14 protein-coding genes are annotated in these 19,803 nt (G+C 57.7%); 11 read left to right on the top strand and 3 right to left on the bottom strand.

Annotated features, from left to right (window positions below):
• Positions 1–35: 35 nt before the first annotated feature.
• The 9 genes from flhB to BLR97_RS06505 all read left to right on the top strand — a co-directional run bounded on the left by flhB (position 36) and on the right by BLR97_RS06505 (position 10,863).
• Positions 36–1,202 carry a flagellar biosynthesis protein FlhB gene (flhB, locus tag BLR97_RS06545; protein WP_089703725.1) on the top strand — a complete coding sequence of 389 codons (1,167 nt, stop codon included), beginning with the start codon at positions 36–38 and terminating at the stop codon, positions 1,200–1,202.
• Complete coding sequence (gene flhA, locus BLR97_RS06540; RefSeq protein ID WP_089703721.1) at positions 1,199–3,280, top strand: flagellar biosynthesis protein FlhA; 2,082 nt, start codon at positions 1,199–1,201, stop codon at positions 3,278–3,280. The genes flhB and flhA overlap by 4 nt, the downstream gene beginning before the upstream one ends.
• A gap of 43 nt (positions 3,281–3,323) precedes the next feature.
• On the top strand, positions 3,324–5,489 hold the full coding sequence (flhF, locus tag BLR97_RS06535; protein ID WP_089703718.1) for a flagellar biosynthesis GTPase FlhF: 2,166 nt from the start codon (positions 3,324–3,326) through the stop codon (positions 5,487–5,489).
• Positions 5,486–6,043: a hypothetical protein gene (locus BLR97_RS06530; protein WP_089703715.1), complete on the top strand. Its 558-nt coding sequence runs from the start codon at positions 5,486–5,488 to the stop codon at positions 6,041–6,043. Before flhF ends, BLR97_RS06530 begins: the two co-directional genes overlap by 4 nt.
• 65 nt (positions 6,044–6,108) lie before the next feature.
• A complete protein-coding gene (locus BLR97_RS06525; protein WP_089703711.1) occupies positions 6,109–6,516 on the top strand; it encodes a flagellar protein FlhE in 408 nt (135 codons plus the stop codon).
• Positions 6,517–6,543: 27 nt separating this feature from the next.
• The gene (locus BLR97_RS06520; protein ID WP_089703707.1) at positions 6,544–7,245 is read left to right on the top strand and encodes an RNA polymerase sigma factor FliA; all 702 of its coding nucleotides are present in this window, start codon (positions 6,544–6,546) and stop codon (positions 7,243–7,245) included.
• A gap of 81 nt (positions 7,246–7,326) precedes the next feature.
• Complete coding sequence (locus BLR97_RS06515; RefSeq protein WP_089703704.1) at positions 7,327–8,148, top strand: motility protein A; 822 nt, start codon at positions 7,327–7,329, stop codon at positions 8,146–8,148.
• A gap of 1 nt (position 8,149) precedes the next feature.
• Positions 8,150–8,830, top strand: coding sequence for an OmpA/MotB family protein (locus BLR97_RS06510; RefSeq protein WP_089703701.1), 681 nt, complete (start codon positions 8,150–8,152; stop codon positions 8,828–8,830).
• A gap of 17 nt (positions 8,831–8,847) precedes the next feature.
• Positions 8,848–10,863: a sensor domain-containing diguanylate cyclase gene (locus BLR97_RS06505; RefSeq protein ID WP_089703696.1), complete on the top strand. Its 2,016-nt coding sequence runs from the start codon at positions 8,848–8,850 to the stop codon at positions 10,861–10,863.
• A 17-nt stretch (positions 10,864–10,880) separates the two neighbouring features.
• Here BLR97_RS06505 and BLR97_RS06500 read toward each other — a convergent pair whose 3' ends face one another.
• Positions 10,881–11,444, bottom strand: coding sequence for a hypothetical protein (locus BLR97_RS06500; RefSeq protein WP_089703921.1), 564 nt, complete (start codon positions 11,442–11,444; stop codon positions 10,881–10,883).
• 205 nt (positions 11,445–11,649) lie between these two features.
• On the opposite strand from BLR97_RS06500, the gene BLR97_RS06495 reads away from it, so the two are divergent.
• Together BLR97_RS06495 and BLR97_RS06490 are read left to right on the top strand one after the other, a co-directional pair.
• Positions 11,650–14,892 carry an LAGLIDADG family homing endonuclease gene (locus tag BLR97_RS06495; RefSeq protein ID WP_089703693.1) on the top strand — a complete coding sequence of 1,081 codons (3,243 nt, stop codon included), beginning with the start codon at positions 11,650–11,652 and terminating at the stop codon, positions 14,890–14,892.
• A 47-nt stretch (positions 14,893–14,939) separates the two neighbouring features.
• Complete coding sequence (locus BLR97_RS06490) at positions 14,940–15,722, top strand: ribonucleoside-diphosphate reductase (protein ID WP_089703689.1); 783 nt, start codon at positions 14,940–14,942, stop codon at positions 15,720–15,722.
• 146 nt (positions 15,723–15,868) lie between these two features.
• Here the strand turns inward: BLR97_RS06490 and BLR97_RS06485 are convergent, their stop codons facing one another.
• Together BLR97_RS06485 and uvrA are read right to left on the bottom strand one after the other, a co-directional pair.
• Complete coding sequence (locus BLR97_RS06485) at positions 15,869–16,612, bottom strand: Crp/Fnr family transcriptional regulator (protein WP_089703686.1); 744 nt, start codon at positions 16,610–16,612, stop codon at positions 15,869–15,871.
• A gap of 165 nt (positions 16,613–16,777) precedes the next feature.
• Positions 16,778–19,621: an excinuclease ABC subunit UvrA gene (uvrA, locus tag BLR97_RS06480; RefSeq protein WP_089703918.1), complete on the bottom strand. Its 2,844-nt coding sequence runs from the start codon at positions 19,619–19,621 to the stop codon at positions 16,778–16,780.
• Positions 19,622–19,803: the final 182 nt, after the last annotated feature.

Below are 19,803 nucleotides of genomic sequence, written 5' to 3'. Positions count from 1 at the left end.
TTTAGCCGCGATAAATTACCTGGCCGGATGACCGTATGGCAGAAGACGATAGCGACCAGGAAAAGACCGAAGACGCCACGCCCAGGCGAATGGAAAAGGCGCGTGAGGAAGGTCAGGTTCCCAGGTCTCGGGAATTGACCACCTTTCTGGTGCTTTTGGGCGGCGTTATTGGCTTGTGGAGCATGGGAAAAATGCTCTACAACCAGCTGGGTATCGTCATGGAGCAGGCGTTTTTATTTGAGCGCCGCGAAGCCATGGAAAACATGCCAATGCTCACCAATGCATTGGATCTTGGTCAGCGCACACTGTTTGCCATGATGCCGCTATTTTTGCTCTTGGCGGTAATCGCATTGGTGGCCCCTGGGTTGTTGGGCGGATTTCTGATTTCTGGGAAATCGATGCAGCCCAAGTTATCCAAGTTAAACCCTGTTGCCGGGGTCAAGCGCATCCTCTCTTCGCAGGCGCTGATTGAGTTAGCCAAAGCGATTGCCAAGTCGCTGCTGGTCGGCGGGGTAGCGGGGACGTTTTTATATTTCAATATAGGCAAGCTCATGTCGCTGATGGTCCAACCCGTTCACCAAGCGTTGGCCAGCGCGCTAACCATGGCCGCGCAAGCGGCGGGACTGATGGTCTTGGCGCTGATCGTGGTGATTTTGATTGATGTACCGTTCCAGCTTTGGAGCAATGCCAAAAAGCTGCGCATGAGTCAGGAAGAAGTAAAGCGCGAACACAAAGAATCGGAAGGCGATCCGCAGGTTAAAGCGCGCATTCGTCAACAGCAGCAAGCCATGGCGCGGGGCCGTATGATGAGCAAAGTCCCCGACGCGGACGTCATCATCACCAACCCGACCCACTACGCCGTCGCGCTGACGTACCAAGAAGGGCAGATGGGTGCCCCGCGTCTGGTGGCAAAAGGCGCCGATGCGGTGGCCGAACGTATCCGTGAAATTGGCAACGAAGCGCAGGTGCCGCGATTAGAGGCAGCACCGCTTGCCCGCGCGCTGTATCATCACGTCGATCTGGACGCTGAAATTCCGGCCGATCTGTATACTGCCGTAGCGGAAGTCATGGCCTGGGCATATCGTTTGAAAAATGTAGCGCAACAAGGAGGCGAAGTGCCCCCTACCCCCGATAATCTGCCGGTTCCACCGGAAATGGAAACCCCCGGACGCGGCACCGGTGGCGATGAGGCTCATACATGAAAGGCTTTAGCCAACTGATGAGTAAGCAGACCTGGGTGAGCGACGTTAAGGTACAGTTGCTCGCCGGGCCGCTACTGATCCTGATGATTTTGGGCATGATGATCGTGCCCCTGCCCCCGTTTGCGCTGGATTTGTTGTTCACCTTCAATATCGCTATGGCCATCATGGTGTTGATGGTCAGCATGTTTGCGCAAAAGCCTCTCGACTTTGCGGCTTTCCCCGCCGTGCTGCTGTTTACCACACTGCTGCGGCTATCGCTGAACGTCGCCTCCACCCGCGTGGTATTGATGGAAGGTCACCAGGGTGGCGCATCCGCCGGTAAGGTCATTGAGGCCTTCGGCGCGTTTCTAGTAGGCGGTAATTTTGCGGTTGGCTTGGTGGTCTTTTTGATCCTCGTGATCATCAACTTCATGGTCATTACCAAAGGCGCCGGCCGGATTGCCGAAGTGGGTGCTCGCTTCACGCTGGATGCTATGCCCGGTAAGCAGATGGCAATTGACGCCGACCTCAACGCGGGGCTAATCGCCGAGGAGGATGCCAAAGCTCGGCGTGCCGAAATCGCCCAGGAAGCCGATTTTTACGGGTCGATGGATGGTGCCAGTAAGTTTGTGCGTGGCGACGCGGTGGCAGGCCTGGTGATTATGGTGGTCAATATCATTGGCGGCCTGATGATTGGCATGCTGCAACACGATATGAGCTTCGGCGACGCCGGTCGCACCTATATGCTACTGGCGATTGGCGATGGTTTGGTCGCGCAAATACCCGCATTGGTTATCTCAACGGCCGCTGGTGTGACGGTATCACGGGTAAATACCGACCAGGATGTGGGTCAGCAGATGATCAGCCAGCTGTTCGTCAACCCACAGGTGATGATCTTGGCGGCGATGGTTATGGGGCTGTTAGGCATCGTGCCGGGCATGCCCAACATGGTTTTCTTGCTGTTTACCCTGCTGCTCGCCGGGCTGGCCTGGTACATTATGCGCCGCCAAGAGCAGGCGCTAGTCAAAGAGGAAATTTCTGCGGCGCCCCCGCCGATGCAGGAGGCACCCGAAGCCAGTTGGGAAGACGTTCAATTGGTCGATACGCTGGGCCTTGAAGTAGGCCATCGCTTGATTCCGTTGGTCGATTCCCGGCAAAAAGGCGAGCTGCTTGGCCGGATTAAAAGCGTGCGTAAAAAATTCGCCCAGGAGGTGGGGTTTTTACCGCCGGTTGTGCATATCCGCGATAACCTGGAGCTGTCGCCCAACGATTATGTTCTGTCGATGAAAGGCGCTGAAATCGGGCGCGCCGAGGCTTATCCGGGCAAATGGCTGGCCATTGACCCCGGGCAGGTGTCAGGCGATCTGCAGGGTACGCCAACGCAAGACCCGGCGTTCGGTCTGCCGGCGGTGTGGATCGATGCAAGTCAGCGAGAACACGCGCAGGTCTATGGCTACACGGTGGTTGATGCCAGTACCGTGATCGCCACGCACCTCAACCACCTGCTGCATCGTCACTCGCCGGAAATGTTGGGCCGCCAAGAAGTCCAAAAACTGCTGGATAAACTGGGCAGCGAACAAAAATCGCTGGTCGAAGAAGTTATACCCAAGGCTATTTCGCTGACCGTCCTGCAGCGAATCCTGCAAAATCTGCTGGATGAGGACGTGTCGATCCGCGATATGCGGACGATCCTCGACACGCTGGCGGAATACGCTGCCCAACAGCAAGACGCCAATGAGCTTACCGCGTTGGTGCGTGTGGCCCTTGGTCGGGCGATTACCCAGCAGTGGTTTGCCGGTCAAGACACCTTAAACGTGATGGGCCTGGATGCTCAGCTAGAGCAAGTGCTGGTTCAGGCGATGAACGGCAACGGCGCAATGGAGCCAGGGCTTGCCGAAACGTTGATGACCCAGGCCCAGGAGGCATTGGATCGACACGAGAGGAGCGGCGAGCCCCCGGTACTGGTGGTGCAGCATTCTCTGCGCGCCGTGCTGTCACGATTCCTGCGTCGCCGTTTGCGAAATATGGCAGTCTTATCGCAAGCTGAAATTCCCGACGACCGTACGCTGCGGGTGACTACCGTGGTTGGAGGACGCTAGGCATGCTAGCGCTGCTGATTTACTTACGGGCCGAGGGTAATACATGAGTGTTAGACGTTTCGTAGGTGCCAATAGCCGCGATGTGATGCGCCAGGTGCGTGAAGCGCTGGGTGACGACGCCTTGATCGTGGCGAACCGCCGTACTGAAGGCGGTGTGGAAATTCTCGCCATGGCCGATGAAGCCGTTGACCATTTTGAGCCCTCCCCGCCGCCGAGCGAACCTGTTGCCGCGCCCAAAGACCCGCTTGAATCAATGAGTGAGCGCTTACTGCGCGAGATGCAGGACATGCGCTCATTGCTTGCCTCTCAGCAAACCGATCGCAGTGCAGTCTCTGCCTCGACCGCCAGTGGGGTCGAGTATTGGCGACAACTGCTCTGCGGCGTAGGTTTCAGCGCCGAATTAGCTGACGATGTATTAACGGGGCTGCCAGGTGCCTTGGCAGAGCAAACGGCCGAAAACGAGCAGGCGTTAGCATGGTTGCGCGAGCGGCTGATGTCGCGATTACCCGTGCTTCAGGACGAAGAGCAGTTTTTTGATCAAACCGGCATTGTCGCGCTTGTTGGCCCAACGGGCGTGGGCAAGACGACCACCACCGCCAAGCTGGCGGCCCGTTTTGTAATGCGCCATGGCACCCGCCCGGTCGCCCTGGTGACCACCGACAGCTTCCGTATCGGTGCCCATGAGCAACTGCGTATTTACGCGCGCTTACTCGATATCCCGATGTACGCCTTAGACGCCGAACAACCTATCGATGATTTGTTGAGTCGCCTTCAAGGAAAGCAGTGGGTGATCATCGATACCGTGGGGATGAGTCAGCGCGACCAGCGAGTGATTGAGCAGATCGCGCATTTGCAGGGCGGTCGTTCCAAGGTCAGATTGGTGCTGCTGCTCAACGCCGCTAGCCAACCTGAAACCTTAGAAGAAGTGGTGTTACGCTATCGCCAAGCTGCTCGAGCGGCGGGTGCCGAACTGGATGACTGCATCATCACCAAACAAGATGAAGCGGGGCGGCTCGCGCCGATTCTCGACATTATTATGCGCCATGGCATGCGCGTTTTGTTTGGTTCCTACGGCCAGCAAGTGCCCGAAGATATGGCGGTGGCCGACCCCGCCGCGCTGGTTGATCAGGCGCTCAATACCGATGCGGCTAAATCTGGCACTGCACCGGCATCGACCGCCCCCATTAGCATGCCCCGTTGGTCGCGGGATGTGCTTGGCCAGGGGCGTCGCCTTTCATCATTGTTTGCGCGGCTACGCGAGCGGATGGTCGGCTTCGAGCGCCTGGAGGGCGTGTGGGACATCGCCAATTTGCCCAGCGTGCTTCAGGATCAGCGTCTAGACGAGCTACTGACAGGTTACCCACCCCCCCAGCGGATGCTGGGTATGGCCTGGTCGCCACGCCGTAATGAGCGTGGCTGTGACTGGGCGATGCCGGATATAGGGCTCGACGCAGAGGGTGCGTGGATGGCGCTGCCCTGGCTTCAACATCGCCAAGCAGCGGGCTGGCAGCCGCGGATGGCGACCTTTAGCGAGCGCGATGATGTCGCCGTCCATTTGTTACCGGCACTGCCCGACAGTGAGGCACTGACCTGGTTAGAGCGCCAATACCTGACCTGGGTCAGCCTGGCCCCCCCGGCACTTAGGGTACACTTGCACGGCGAACGCTATGCGCTGCGTCAGTTATTTGCCGAAAGTACGCTCAACCATCGCGTCAACGTGCGTTTTCGCGGCCAGCCGATGGCGCTGTGGACGGCCTATGCCGAAGTCAGTGATCAAGACGGTCGCTCGTTGTTGGCGTGGTACGGCGAGGTGCGCGACCCGGAAAGTGCCAAGGTGGTCACTCGCCGTTACTGGCTCACACCGGCTAGGCTGGGCAATGAAGTGCTGAGCCTGTTAGTGACCCAGCTGCAAAGCGAAGGGCTGGCAGCGCTGACGCGACGCGCCTGGCAGCAGTTAAAAGACGCTGATAGCGGCGACGTAAGCCCTGAAGTGCGTCTGCTAATGGCTAGTGGTATTGCCGCCGTGGCGGGACATCTCGACTGCGCCGACGATGAAGCCGCGGTGGCGCTGCACAGCGATGTATTGAACCTGTTAGGTAGCCGTCGTCGCCGACGCGATACGGCGCTGCTTGATGCGTTGGTGTATGCCTTCATGGCTCGAGATGCGATCCGTCAATTGGGCAGCGTTAACCGTGAGGGCTTGGTATGAGTGGACAAGACCAGGCCGCCGGACTACGCAAGTGGGCCGACCTGCAGCGCCAGCAGCGGGGCGATGAAGCGCCACCCGAGGCGACGGAGCCGCCCCGTCCGATGGCCTATCGGGAGCCAATAGTGCCAAGCGCGGCGGCCATGACGCCGCCTGTTACCCCGCCTACGCCTAAAACGCCGCTAATGGTCATTGGCCTGCCCGACAGCGGGCCGGTTCAGGTGCGCAAGGTTAGCGCGCGTCTTGGTCAGTGGGCCGCGCTAGGGCGGGCTTGGGCCAAAGATCCAGCCGATTGGGATATCCGCGTTGTGATGCCGGACGATCCTGAGCTCGCTTCGCTCAGCCAGGCGCATTCTCGCTGGGCCCTCTGGGTAAGCAGCGATGCCGATGCGTTCGGGCGCATGTACCATGTGTTAAAACAGCTTCACCAGCATAATGGGCCGCAGCGGTTACTGGCGCTCCACGAACCACACTTGCCCAGGCAGGGTCTGCTGGAAAATTTGCGCCAAGCGGCCAACCGCTATTTTGGGATAGAGCTTCTGTTGCTGGCCCGCTGAGCGAGGCTAACGCTGGTAAAGCGTCTAATAAACGGGGCTAATTCGCTCATGAAAAGGAACGAACCATGCTAGGCTGTTGGCGTTATATGATTGGAGTTTTGGTACTAGCACTGGCCAGTAGCTCGCTTGCCCACGGGGCTTCCAGCAGTTGGGTCACGCACGTGCCAGGGTTGACGGTGGCCATGAGTGATCGCGCCAGCCGTAGTGAAGCAGTTAGTCCTCCGGCTGGCGCTGCCGTGCCCGGCGCGGTCATTGAGCGAATCCAGTGGCAGTATCAGCACGCCCCAGGGGCACAGATAAATGCATGGTTGTGTCATTCTGAGCGCTGCGTCCCGTTATCGGGCATGCGCGGCGAAACCCGCGCTTTGTCGGGAGCACGTGCAACGATGCCGCTGCACTTTCAATTTGCGCTACGGCCAGGGCAGCGGCCCGTCAGGGTTAAAGGACTGCAAATGATTATAAATTACCAGTGAAGGGTGGTTTAGCCGCGAGGCAAGAGGATGTACACAGCACAAGGCAGGATCAAACAAAGCGACCTGATGAAAGAGTACATGCCACTGGTAAGACGTCAGGCCTTGACGCTTCAAGTCAGGTTGCCGGCCAGCATTGAGCTGGACGACTTAATCCAGGCAGGCATGATGGGGCTATTGGAGGCTTTAGGGCGCTTTGATGCTACTCAGGGCGCCACGTTCGCGACGTTTGCCAGTCAGCGCATCCGCGGTGCCATGGTAGACGAACTGCGTACCCGCGATTGGCTACCCCGCAGCGTGCGTCGTTCAGCCAGGGCTGTCGACGAGACTGTCAGGCGGTTAGAGCAATCGTTAGGGCGCGCTCCTGAAGAATCGGAAATCGCGGCAGCATTGGATATGCCGCTCGATGACTACCAGCAGTTGCTACACGATACCAACAGTGGCCAGTTACTGCCCTTTGAAGAACTCGTCGCCGACGGATCCGAACCGCATAGCCGTGAGGCGGGTAGTTCGCCGTTCGACCATTTGCTCGACGCCCAGCAGCGGGCGACTCTGGTGGAGGCGATAGATGCACTGCCCGAACGTGAAAGGCTGCTGATGGCACTTTATTACCAAGAAGAGCTGAACTTAAAAGAAGTGGGTGCAGTGCTGGGAGTCACCGAGTCGCGGGTTTCTCAATTGCATAGCCAAGCGGTTAGCCGCCTGCGCGCCAAGCTGAACGACCCTACGTAGCGGCCACTACCCATGCGGCGGCATCACCCTGCCATCCACACGGTGTTTAATGCCGCGTATTAATGCTTTAAGGAGCACGATATGAATCCATCGACGCTGATCGGTATATTCGCCAGCATTTTACTGCTGGTAAGCGTCTTGTTTTTCACCGCTGAGTCGCCGGGTAGCTTTCTCAATTTACCTGGGCTTGCCATCGTGGTCACTGGCACGCTGGCGGCCACCTTCATTAGCTATCCGCTCAAAGAAGTGCTCCGCGTGGTGCGCCTGGTAGGGCTTGTCTTTCGCCGCGAAAACACCTACGTGCGTGATGACATACAAGAGCTGGTGGACATGTCGCGGCTTTGGTTTAAAGGCGATGTAAGGGCCGTCGAGGCGGCCCTAGAACATACCCGCAACCCTTTTTTGCGTACCGGCATTCAGTTGGTGATTGCCAACACGAAAGAAGACGAAATTTTCGACATGCTGCGCTGGCGCATCGCGCGACTAAAGGCGCGTGAGCACGCCGAAGCGCAAATTTTTCGCACCATGGCGACCTACGCACCAGCATTTGGCATGATTGGTACGCTCGTGGGCCTGGTCAATATGTTGGAGGTCATGGATTCGGGTAATCTGGACGTGATTGGTCCGCGTATGGCGGTGGCGCTACTGACGACGTTTTATGGCATTTTGCTGGCCAACCTTGTGTTCAAGCCCATTGCGGTGAAGCTGGAGCGGCGTACCGAAGAGCGCTTGATCACCATGAACATGGTGCTGGAAGGCATTTCGCTCATAACCAAGCGGCGGTTGCCGTCGTTTATCGAGGAAACGCTGAATTCCTTTGTCGCCGATTACCACGACGAAATCCGGGAGCCGGACGTCAAGAAGCCACGCGTCTCAGCAAGCGCTGCCGCCAAAGGTGGCTAGCATGCTAGATAGTCACACGCGTCAAACATTAGAGCCCTCGCCGGTGATAAGCGGTGACGACGAAGGCTGGTTAACCAGTTACCTGGATGTGCTGACGCTGCTGATTACTCTGTTCGTGCTGTTGCTTTCGCTGGCACCGCCGGGAGGCAACGACACCGGGGCCGAGGGCAGCATTGCGGAGATGACGCCTAACGCCATTGAAAGCATGCCCTTGGCGTCGTTGGCGGCCGGTATCCAACCGCGTAATGCGGGTCTACAGCCACGCTTTGACGGCCTCAGCATCCCCGGAGTGGATGTCTCCCAGGGGCAGGAAGGCGTTACGCTGCGTATTAACGACAGCCTGTTATTTGATAGCGGGCGGGCAGAGCTCACCGCCCAAGGCCGCGATCTTGTCGCCAGCCTGGTGGATGTTCTCAACGCCTTTGACGGACAGGTGTCGGTCGAAGGGCATACCGATAACGTACCCATTGCGACAGCGCGCTTTCCGTCTAATTGGGAGTTGTCCTCGGCGCGGGCCATTGCGGTGGTGCGTCACCTAGAGAGCCAAGGGCTCAATGTTTCTCGTATGCGGGCCGTCGGCTATGCCGATACCCAACCCATGGAGACTAACGCAACGCCGCAGGGGCGAGCAGCTAACCGGCGCGTTGAACTGCTGCTCCGGCAGCCGTTAAGGGGTGAATAGATTGATTGAGGCCCCACGTGTCAACCAACGTGACGTTACAACCGTTTGGTGCGTTACTAGTATTGGATGCCGAGTGTCGGGAGCTCCAGGCGTATAGTGATAATGCGTTTTCGCTACTCACCCCGGCGCTTAATCCAAGCGGCGTTGCTTCCCCTGCGTGTCTTCTCGGCAAACGGCTTAGCCAGCGGGTACGCCTCGAGCTGAATGGGCACCAGCGGTTGCCTGGGCCGCTGGCGTTCACTCGTCACTGTCAGGGAAAAAGCGAGCGCTTCCAACTGTTTGCCTACCGCCATGCGGAGCACGTGATTGTCGAGGTTGAGCCACTCAATCCGCTGGGCAAACGACGCTTGATCGGTACAGTGAATGAACGGTTAATGCGCCTTGCCGAAGCCACCCACCAAGAAGACTTGCTGGAAATGCTGGTGAATGCCATTCAGGCGCTGACCGGCCATGATCGCGTCTCGGTATGCCATTTTGATAGCGACTGGCATGGACTCGTTGTGGCTGAAGCCATGGGGGGTAGCTTAGCGCCGTTACTCGGCCAACGCTTTCCCGCCAGTGATTTTCCAATTTCCTTGCGACGTAGCTACGAACGCCAGTCGGTCAGGTTAATCCAGGACGTTGAGGCAATGCCCGTGCCCCTAAAAGAGGCTAGCGGAGGCTATCCCTCTGCTGACGCGGCGATCCGCGAAAGTCTTTTGCGAGCCCCGGCCTCTTCGCGCCAGCGCTACCTGCAACGGATGGGTGTGCGCGGTTCGTTGAGTATTGCTATGCACGGAGATACCGGGCTGTGGGGGATTGTGGTTTGCCACTCGGCGGCGGCCCACCCTGTGCCACCGGCGGTGCGCGATGCGGTTCGCACGCTGGTGCATATGGCGACCCAGCGGCTGCTATTGCTGCGTGCCCGTCAGGAAGCGCGTTATTTGCAACGAGTGCAGGATAGTTTGGGATTGGCTGAGGCCATGCGTGACGAGCCACGCGGCCCCCATGCCCTATTAGCAGCCCAGGCTGAGACCTGGCTGGCGCTATTTCGTGCCCATGGCGTGATGCTATGGCTGCCAGATGCAGTCCACAGCGTCGGCCATACGCCTGCGGTGGGGGCTATTCATCAGCTGGTTGAACGGCTGAATACCGCCCACCCCCACCGAGGCCCCTGGTGTACCCGCGAGGTCAGTCAGGATCCCTTGACTGCCCAGCTCGACATGCCCCAGCAGAGCGGCGTGTTGGCTATTCCGCTGCCGATGAGTCGCCACCAGCGGGCGTGGCTGATGTTTTTTCGCCCTGAACAGACAGAAACGCTGTATTGGGCCATGCAACCGACGTCGATGCTAACGCCAACCTTATCCGCCAGTGACAGCCGTTCAACAGCCTGGCAGGAAGAAGTGGTAGGCAAAAGCGAAGCCTGGCAGCGCGTTGAGCGATTGGCCGCGATGGACTTGGGCGAAGATTTAACGCTGGCCATCGCCGCTTATGAAATCAGCACACTAAATCAGCACTTAGAGCAAGAGCGTAAGGCCCTCGCCGACGCCAATCAGCGCCTGGAGCAACTGGCCCACTTTGATCCGCTGACCCAGGTGTGGAACCGCTATCGCATTGAGCAGGCCATAGCGGCTGAGCTCGTTGCGGCGAAGCGCTACGGGACTTGCTTTGCCTTACTCTTGTTTGATATCGACGACTTTAAACAAATCAACGATACCTACGGCCACACGTTGGGCGATGATGTATTGGTGAGCATGGCCCGCCGAATTGAGGCGTCGTTACGCGGCTGTGACCATCTGGGTCGTTGGGGTGGAGAAGAGTTTATTGTGCTGGCGACACACTCTGAGTTATCCGCAGCCGTAGGGCTTGCTGAACGGCTGCGTGAGCTAGTGACGATGCTGAATGTCGATGGGCTGGATAAAACAGTGACCATAAGCGTTGGAGTAGCGGTGTGGCAGCCAGAGGATAGCGCTAAGACGATGGTGACGCGGGCCGACAGCGCGATGTATCAAGCCAAGCATGGCGGGCGTAACCGCGTTGAGGTGGCCCGCTGAGCGGCTATCGGATTGGTTTAGGAAGCGCGCCGGCATAAGGTCTGCATGCGTGCCAAGGCAGGGGCTGCCCCGTCAAGGCTAAAGGTCATGTACCAAGGCGCTTGCTCACCCTGGTCAAAGCCCAAAAAAAGCTGTTCGCCTTGCCCCATGTCGGCGATCAGCTGGTCGATGTCGTTAAGATAGAAATGGGCATAAAAGCCGTTGTCAGCGCGTTCGGTAATAAATTCGGCGACGCTGTGAATGCGCTCGCGCTCATCGACGCGAAGTCGCGCAGGCACCAAGTTAACCGTCCGGCTCTCACCTTGAGAGGCGTCCAGCTCAACGCGCATTTCCAGCCAGGGAAGGTCGCACACCCCCTGGGTGGCGTTTACGCTTAAGGTGGCATCCGAATAGCTGTGTGTCTCGACCGCGCGGAAATGCCGCTCATCTCCCAGCGTTAGCGACATCGACTGCCAATGGTCGTGGGTTTGGGCATCTTCGACGTTAAACGAGACGGCATGCGCCGACGGCAGTGACAGTACCAGCGCCGCGCCGAGCGTTGAGGAAGCCAGTGCGGTGTAAAAGCGAGACGTTAACAGCATAAAAAAGCCCATGAACCAGAAAACCTTAGCCTATCGTCTGATGGCCGTAAGCAAAAGACTAACGCGCTGATTTTTCTATATATGGTAGAAATGTTCAAAAAACACGGCTGATGTAGTGCAAACTCAAGCCTATACTTCGTTGGATTGCCCCGTATAATCGCTATGTCTAAGCGCTATATTCACCGCCGTGAAGGAGTTTCGCCCCATGAGTACTGCTACCCAGGCTATGTATACCTCTAACGACGTCCCGCTGCAGGAGCCCTCGCGGGAAATTTGGGACGCCAAATACCGTCTTAAGGATCGCCATAGTCAGCCGGTGGATCAGGATCTGGGCGCGACATTTGAACGCGTGGCGAAAGCGCTGGCTGCCGTGGAGGGGGACAAAGCCGACGAATGGCTGCCTAAGTTTCGCTGGGCGCTCGAGCACGGGGCGATTCCCGCCGGCCGGATTCTATCCAACGCTGGTGCTGAAGCGTATAAGCCCGCGGTGAGCCTGATTAACTGCACCGTGTCACGCACGATTCGTGACTCGATGCGCGATATTCTCGACTCGGTGGTCGATGCGGGTATGACGCTGAAATCCGGGGCTGGTATCGGCTACGACTTCTCGACGCTGCGTCACAAAGGGGCGTTCGTCTTCGGCGCTGGCGCGGGCACTAACGGCCCGCTGGCGTTTATGGATATCTACGACAAGATGTGCTTCACCGTCGCCTCTGCCGGTGGCCGCCGTGGTGCCCAGATGGGCACCTTTGATGTGGGGCATCCGGATGTGCGCGAGTTTATTCAGGCCAAGCGCGAAGCGGGTCGCCTGCGTCAGTTTAACCTGTCACTGCTGATCACCGATGAGTTTATGGAAGCGGTCAAGAACAATACCGACTGGCCGCTGGCTTTTCCGCTGCACCCCGGCGAGAAAGAGGATGTCAAAGCAGAAGACTTGATCTATCGCGACTGGCCGGTGGTTGAAGAGGGCTACACGGTAGATGCCGAAGGCCGCGTTGCCTGCCGCATTGTTGAGGTAATCAAAGCGCGGGAACTGTGGGACACCATCATGTCCTCTACCTACGACTACGCCGAGCCGGGCTTTATCCTGATCGACCAAGTTAACCGCATGAACAATAACTGGTTCTGCGAGGATATCCGCGCCACCAACCCTTGTGTGACAGCGGATACTTGGATTCATACGTCGAAGGGGCCGCGTCAGGTTTCGCAGCTTATTGGCCAGCCTTTTACGGCAATCATTGATGGCCAAGCGCATCAAAGTGGCCCTGATGGCTTCTTTTTAACAGCAAAAAAGCCTGTGATTCGACTGCAAACGGCTGAAGGCTATACGCTTAAGCTGACCCATGACCATCGGGTGCGCCGTGTATCAGCTTTTACTAGGTATCGCACAGAAACCGAGTGGTGTGCCGCAGGCGACCTGCAGGCTGGCGATCGCGTGCTACTCAATGATCATCGCGATGCTCCCGAGTGGGGGGGTAAACTTAATGAAGCACAAGGGTATCTTTTGGGACTGCTCGTCGGCGATGGCACGCTCAAAGCTGATAAAGCGGTTTTATCTGTGTGGCCGCAAGCGGCCATTGCTAACGGTAACGACAGCCTTTTCGGGAAGGGTGTTGGTTCCATAATGGCGTTAGCAGAGGAGGCAGCAGAGAGCCTTCCCCATCGTACGGATTTCGCAGGTTGGCAGAAAGTAAATGACCGTGGCGAATACCGTCTTTCAACCGCGGCGCTGCGAAACCTCGCGTTAGAGATGGACATGCAGCCCGGCAACAAGGCGATTACACCTAAGCTGGAACAGGCATCGTCGAATGGTTACATTGGCTTCTTGCGTGGCTTTTTTGATGCAGATGGATCAGTTCAAGGTAGTCAAGAAAAAGGTGTAAGTGTTCGCTTGGCTCAGTCCGATCTTCCTCGTCTTGAGGCTGTTCAGCGCATGCTGCAGCGCTTAGGGGTTATGGCCACGCTATATCAAGACAGGCGAAGTGCAGCAAAGCGACACCTTCCTGATGGTAAGGGGGGGCACCGTGCATATGAGACCTTGTCTCAACATGAATTAATGATCAGTGGCGACAACCTTCGGCGCTTTGCAGATATTATTGGTTTTGGCGATCATGATAAGCGGGCTCGGTTGAATACATTGCTGAGCAGTTATCAACGTGAGTTGAATCGTGAACGCTTTGTCGCTCGGGTGGTAGGGCATAAAGAAGTAGGTATTGAAGAGGTTTACGATGTCCAGGTGCCTGGGATCAATACATTCGACGCCAATGGTTTTCATGCACACAACTGTGGCGAACAGCCGCTACCCCCGGAAGGCGCGTGCCTGCTAGGCTCGGTCAATCTCACCAAGTTTGTTATTGAGCCATTCAGCGACAAACCGCGTTTTGACTGGGAGCGCTATCGCCAGGTGGTGGCGATTTTCACCCGCATGCTCGACAACGTGGTTGAGATTGCCGGTTTACCGCTACCCCAGCAGCAGCGTGAAATCGAGGCCAAGCGCCGCCATGGGATGGGGTTCTTGGGGCTGGGGTCAACGCTCACCATGCTTAAAATTCCCTACGGCTCGCAGGCGTCGCAGGCCTTTACTGAAGAGGTCAGCCGCCACCTGGCCGTTGAAGGCTGGAAGCAAGCACTAGTGCTTTCCCAGGAAAAAGGCATGGCGCCGGTGTTGGAAGAAGAACACGTGATCACGCCCAAGATGATGCGTGAACGCCCGCAGCTGGCTAAAGACGGCTACGAAGTCGGCGATAAGGTGCCGGGGCGTATTCTGCACGCCCGCTACAGCCAATACATGGCCAAAGTCGCCGAGCTGGAACCCGAACTGGTGGCACAGCTGGCTGAACACGGTGCACGCTTTACCCACCATAGTTCTATCGCGCCGACCGGCACGATTTCGCTGTCGATGGGCAACAACGCCTCTAACGGCATTGAGCCGTCGTTCTCGCACCGTTATTTCCGCAATATCATCCAGTCGGGCAAGAAGACCAAAGAGCAGGTCGAAGTTGTTTCCTTCGAGCTGGCGGCCTATCGTCACTTTATTGTCGCCGATGCGGTGGAGAGCGACCTTCCCGACTATTTCATCACCGCCGATGCGGTGACTCCCGAGCAGCATGTGGCGGTGCAGGCAGCGGCGCAGCAGTGGATCGATTCGGCGATTTCCAAAACGGTGAACGTGCCTACAGAGTTTGCCTTTGAGCAGTTTCAGGATCTGTACTTACAGGCTTATGAAAGCCGCTTGAAAGGCTGCACCACCTTCCGCTTCAATCCGGAAGCCTTCCAGGGCGTACTGGTGCGTGAGGATGATCTTAAAAACACCACCTACGTTTTTGAGCTGGAAAACGGTGAAACCCTCGAACTGACCGGCGATGAAACCGTCATTTACGACGGTGAAGAGCATAACGCGGCTAACCTGTTTGATGGCTTAAAAGAAGGCACTTACGGCAAATGGTAGTGGCGGGCTACGCCTTACTAACAACCGCCTGATTAGTGGAGAACACCATGGCTGTAGAAATTACCTCGAAAATTGTCGGCTATCGCATCAAGCAGCAAGAGCCGGCCGCGCCTATCCCGGAGCTTCCCGAAGAAGACCCGTTGACAGTGCGTATTCCGTCCCGCCCGGAAGGCACGCTAGAAGCTGTTTCAGAAAAGATTTCCTACGTGGGCGCGGAAGGCCGCAAAAAGGTCTATTTGCTAGTGTCCTTTATGCCGGTGGAAGGCGTGGTGAGCGGCAAGCGTGTCGTCATTGAGCGTCCTGTGGAGTTTTTCTTTCCCTCCGGGCAGCTTTCCAGCGAACACCAGTGGATCACCGCGACCATGCGCAGCCTGTCGCTGGCAGCGCGGGGTGGCTATGTCACCCAGGCGGTCGCCGACCTGCGCAAAGTCGCCTGGGATAAAGGCCTGGTACGCTGCGGTATGAATCGCTGGAACAAACCTATGTTCCACGATTCGGAGGTGGCGGCGATTGCCTGGTCGATCCAGCAGATTCTCTATCGCCGGGGCTTTTTGGATCAGGATGGCAATCAAGTACCGGTGGAAAACCTGGTGGCGCGGTACGCCCATCGTATGCAACACGGCCATGCGTGGCAGCCGCCCGCCGATGAAATGCCCGAAGAGACGACCAGCGGCGCGGCAACGCCCATCGTCCAAGATGACCCGCCAAAAGCGGCTCAGGGTAGTGGTCCGGCCGTGGTCGGCCACTGCCCTGAGTGCCGTGGCGAGTTGATCATGATGGATGGTTGCCCAACGTGCTACGCGGGCTGTGGCTGGTCGAAGTGCGGTTAGTAAGCGCTACTTTCGCCATCCATGGCGAAAGCCCCCCGCTACGGGTTGATGCTGACCTTGCGGAAAAATCTATTTAGATTGCTATCACTAACCTAGTGAGATTAGTCGTACGCGGCGTTTTTGATCTTACGGTGATCGTTTGCCGGTTAGGCGGAGGCATAGAGCAGTGGTCGCACGTTATCGGTGAGGTAGGCGGCATCAAATTCGCCTTCCACCGACAGCGCGTCCAGGTCGGGAATGGTGACGTTATGCCGGTCGCGGAACACAAGGCCATCCTCGCTTAGCGCGCTGAACGTGCGGCTGACGTGAACCGGGCTCAGGCCCAGAATGTCGGCGAGCTGTTCCTGAGAGAGCGGCAAACGAAAGTGGCCACTGATATCGTCGTTGGTTTGACGCAGCCGGAGATACATTTCGTGGAGAAAGTGGGCCATTTTTTGGCGCGCGCTGCGCCGCGCAATATTGACTAGCCGCTCTGTCAATAGGGCTTGCTGACGACTGCCGATGGCGAACATTACCGAGGTCAGCGTTAACGACTGGCGAAAGAGTTCGAGCATACGTCGGTGAGGGAAATGGCAGATAACGCCATCGTTGATCATGCGAACGTTCTCTAGCCGTTGGGCAAAGGCAAACTCGCGCAGGCCAATAATATCCCCAGGCAAAAAGACCTCCAGGATCTGGCGATCACCGTTTTCGAGGTGGCGATATGAGTACGCCCAACCGCTTCGCAAGGTGCAAAACTCGTTGGCGTTATCGCCCATTTGCCATAGGAGAGTGCCCGCTTTAACCTCTGAGGGAGACTCTTCTAGGTTGTTAAGTAGCTGTTTTTCGTCTTCATTGAGCGAGCAATAGTGGCTGAAGTGGCGAATAATGCAGCTTTTTTCGTGGCCCACGGCTGACGACCCCTAAGAATTATTGGCGCCTAAAATCGACGGTTCAATCGATAGTTACTATAAACGACGCGCAGTCAAAATGCGTAGTATCGCGAGATTCAAGTTTCGCAGCGCCGCGGTGGCTTGCGCAAGCGCTGCGATGGCAATCGCCATAGCTGGGGCATTTTAGGCGGACGCGCGTTGGTGGCGCGCGAGCAGCGGAGCTAAAAAACGTCCGGTATGCGAGGTATCCTGCTTGGCGATCTGTTCGGGTGTGCCCTCGGCGATAATGCGCCCGCCGCCTGAGCCGCCTTCCGGCCCCAGGTCGACAATCCAGTCGGCGGTTTTGATCACATCTAAATTGTGCTCGATCACCACAATGGTGTTGCCGTGATCGCGCAGGCGGTGGAGTACCGTCAGCAGCTGGCGGATATCCTCAAAGTGCAGACCGGTAGTGGGCTCATCCAGAATATACAGCGTTTTTCCGGTATCCCGCTTGGCAAGCTCGCGAGCCAGTTTAACCCGCTGGGCTTCGCCGCCGGACAGCGTCGTGGCGCTCTGGCCCAGGCGAATGTAGGACAGGCCGACGTCAAGCAGGGTTTGCAGGCGGCGGGCAATGGCGGGCACCGGGCTGAAGAATTCCAGCGCGTCCTCCACCGTCATGGACAGCACCTCATGAATGGTTTTGCCCTTATAGTGGATATCCAGCGTTTCGCGGTTGTAGCGCTTGCCTTTACACACGTCGCAGGGCACGTAGATATCCGGCAAGAAGTGCATTTCGACCTTGATCATGCCTTCGCCCTGGCATGCCTCACAGCGACCACCCTTGACGTTAAAACTGAAGCGGCCGGGCTTATAACCCCGCGAACGCGCTTCCTGGGTGCCGGCAAACAGCTCGCGAATCGGTGTGAAAATACCCGTATAGGTCGCCGGGTTGGAGCGCGGCGTCCGCCCAATCGGGCTTTGGTCGATATCGATGACTTTATCTAGCTGGTCGAGCCCTTCGATTTTTTGATACGGCGCTGGGGTTAGCGTGGTGGCGCGGTTTAATTCGCGGGCGGCGATGGGCATCAAGGTGCCGTTGATCAGCGTCGATTTGCCCGAACCGGAGACCCCGGTAACGGCGATAAACAGCCCCAGCGGGAGCGATAATGTCACGTCCTGGAGGTTGTTGCCGGTGGCTCCGCGCACGACCAATTGTTTTTCCGGGTTGCCGGGAATGCGGTAGGGCGGTACGGCGATTTCCCGGGTGCCCGACAGATACTGGCCGGTCAGCGAGTGGGGGTTGTCCATCACGTCTTGCGGTGTGCCCTGGGCGACAATTTCACCGCCGTGGACGCCGGCGCCAGGGCCGATATCCAGTACGTGGTCGGCGGCTCGAATGGCCTCTTCGTCGTGCTCGACCACAATCACGGTATTGCCCAAATCGCGAAGACGTTCCAGGGTCTTCAGCAGCCGGTCGTTGTCGCGCTGGTGCAGGCCGATCGACGGCTCATCCAGAATGTACATCACGCCGACTAAACCGGCACCGATTTGGCTGGCCAAACGAATACGCTGTGCCTCGCCGCCGGAAAGCGTGTCGGCGCTGCGCTCCAGGTTGAGATAATCCAAGCCGACATTGACCAAAAATTCCAGGCGGGCGTGGATCTCGTTGACGATTTTGTCGGCAATTTCGCCTTTACGGCCTGGCAGGCTCAGGTCGGCAAAGTAGTCCCAGGCCTCGCCAATCGGCAAATGCACCATGTCGGCAATGTTGCGGTCGTCGACGTAGACATGGCGCGATTCCTTACGCAACCGTGAGCCGCCACAGGTGGCGCAGGCCTGCACGGCGATATACTTGGACAGGTCGTCGCGAACCATGTTGGATTCGGTTTCTCGATAGCGACGCTGCATATTGGGCAGCACGCCTTCAAAGGCGTGCTCGCGGGTCACTTTGCGGCCGCGGTCGCCGACGTAGGCAAACGGAATCTGCTCGTCGCCACTGCCGTTTAAGATGATCTCCTGTTCGTGGCGGGCGAGCTCATTCCAGGGCGTTTCCAACTCAAAACGGTAGTGTTTGGCGAGTGCCTGAAGCTGGGTAAAGTAGTAAATGTTGCGCCGGTCCCAGCCTTTAATCACGCCTTCGGCAAGCGAGAGTTCAGGGTGGCTGATCAACTTGTCGGGGTCGAAGTACTGCTGGACGCCCAGCCCGTCGCAAGTCGGGCAGGCCCCGGCAGGGTTGTTAAACGAGAACATGCGCGGCTCAAGTTCCGCCAGGGAGTAACCGCACACCGGGCAGGCAAAGCGCGAGGAAAAGGCCAGGTCTTCCCGTTCGCCGTCCATGAAGTGGATCATGGCGGTGCCATCGGCGAGGTTCAGCGCGGTTTCAAACGATTCGGCGAGCCGTTGGGCGATGTCGTCGCGGACTTTAAAGCGGTCGACCACCACGCTGATGTCATGCTTTTTGCGCTTATCCAGCGGGGCGATATCGTCCAGCTCAAGCACCTGGCCGTCGATTAATGCTCGCACAAAGCCCTGGGCGCGAAGCTCGGCCAGCAACTGCAGATGCTCGCCTTTGCGGCCTTTAACCACCGGGGCCAGCAACATCAGCTTGGTGCCTTCGGCGAGGTTCATGACCTGGTCGACCATTTGCGAGATGGTTTGCGCTTCAAGATCTTCGCCGTGCTCAGGGCAACGCGGCGTGCCTGCTCGGGCAAACAGCAGGCGTAGGTAGTCGTATATTTCGGTAATGGTGCCCACGGTCGAGCGGGGGTTGTGCGAAGTAGACTTCTGCTCGATGGAAATGGCGGGCGACAGCCCTTCGATGTGATCCACATCGGGCTTTTCCATCATCGACAGAAACTGGCGCGCATAGGTAGAGAGCGATTCCACATAGCGCCGCTGCCCTTCGGCATACAGGGTGTCAAACGCCAGCGATGATTTGCCCGACCCGGATAGGCCGGTGATCACAATCAGCTTGTTACGGGGCAGCTCCACATCGATCTGCTTGAGGTTGTGGGTGCGCGCACCCCTGACCAGAATGCTGTCCATCAACACCTCGAATCGCGCGGCAAAAGCGTGATTATACGTTTGTCGGCCCCCTCCCGGCAAAACGGTTTCGGTCATCCGTGAACATTGTGGACGTTTCGCCGAATCATCCAACGCGCTAGAATGGGTAGCTATCTCTGCCTCTAGCAGGCATTTACCACCGACGGTCACCATCCCAAGGACCA

Origin of the sequence: Vreelandella arcis (assembly GCF_900103865.1) — a bacterium.
GTDB lineage: Bacteria > Pseudomonadota > Gammaproteobacteria > Pseudomonadales > Halomonadaceae > Vreelandella > Vreelandella arcis.
The sequence above is the reverse complement of the archived record's forward strand: the minus strand, read 5'-3'. Positions and strand labels throughout refer to the sequence as shown.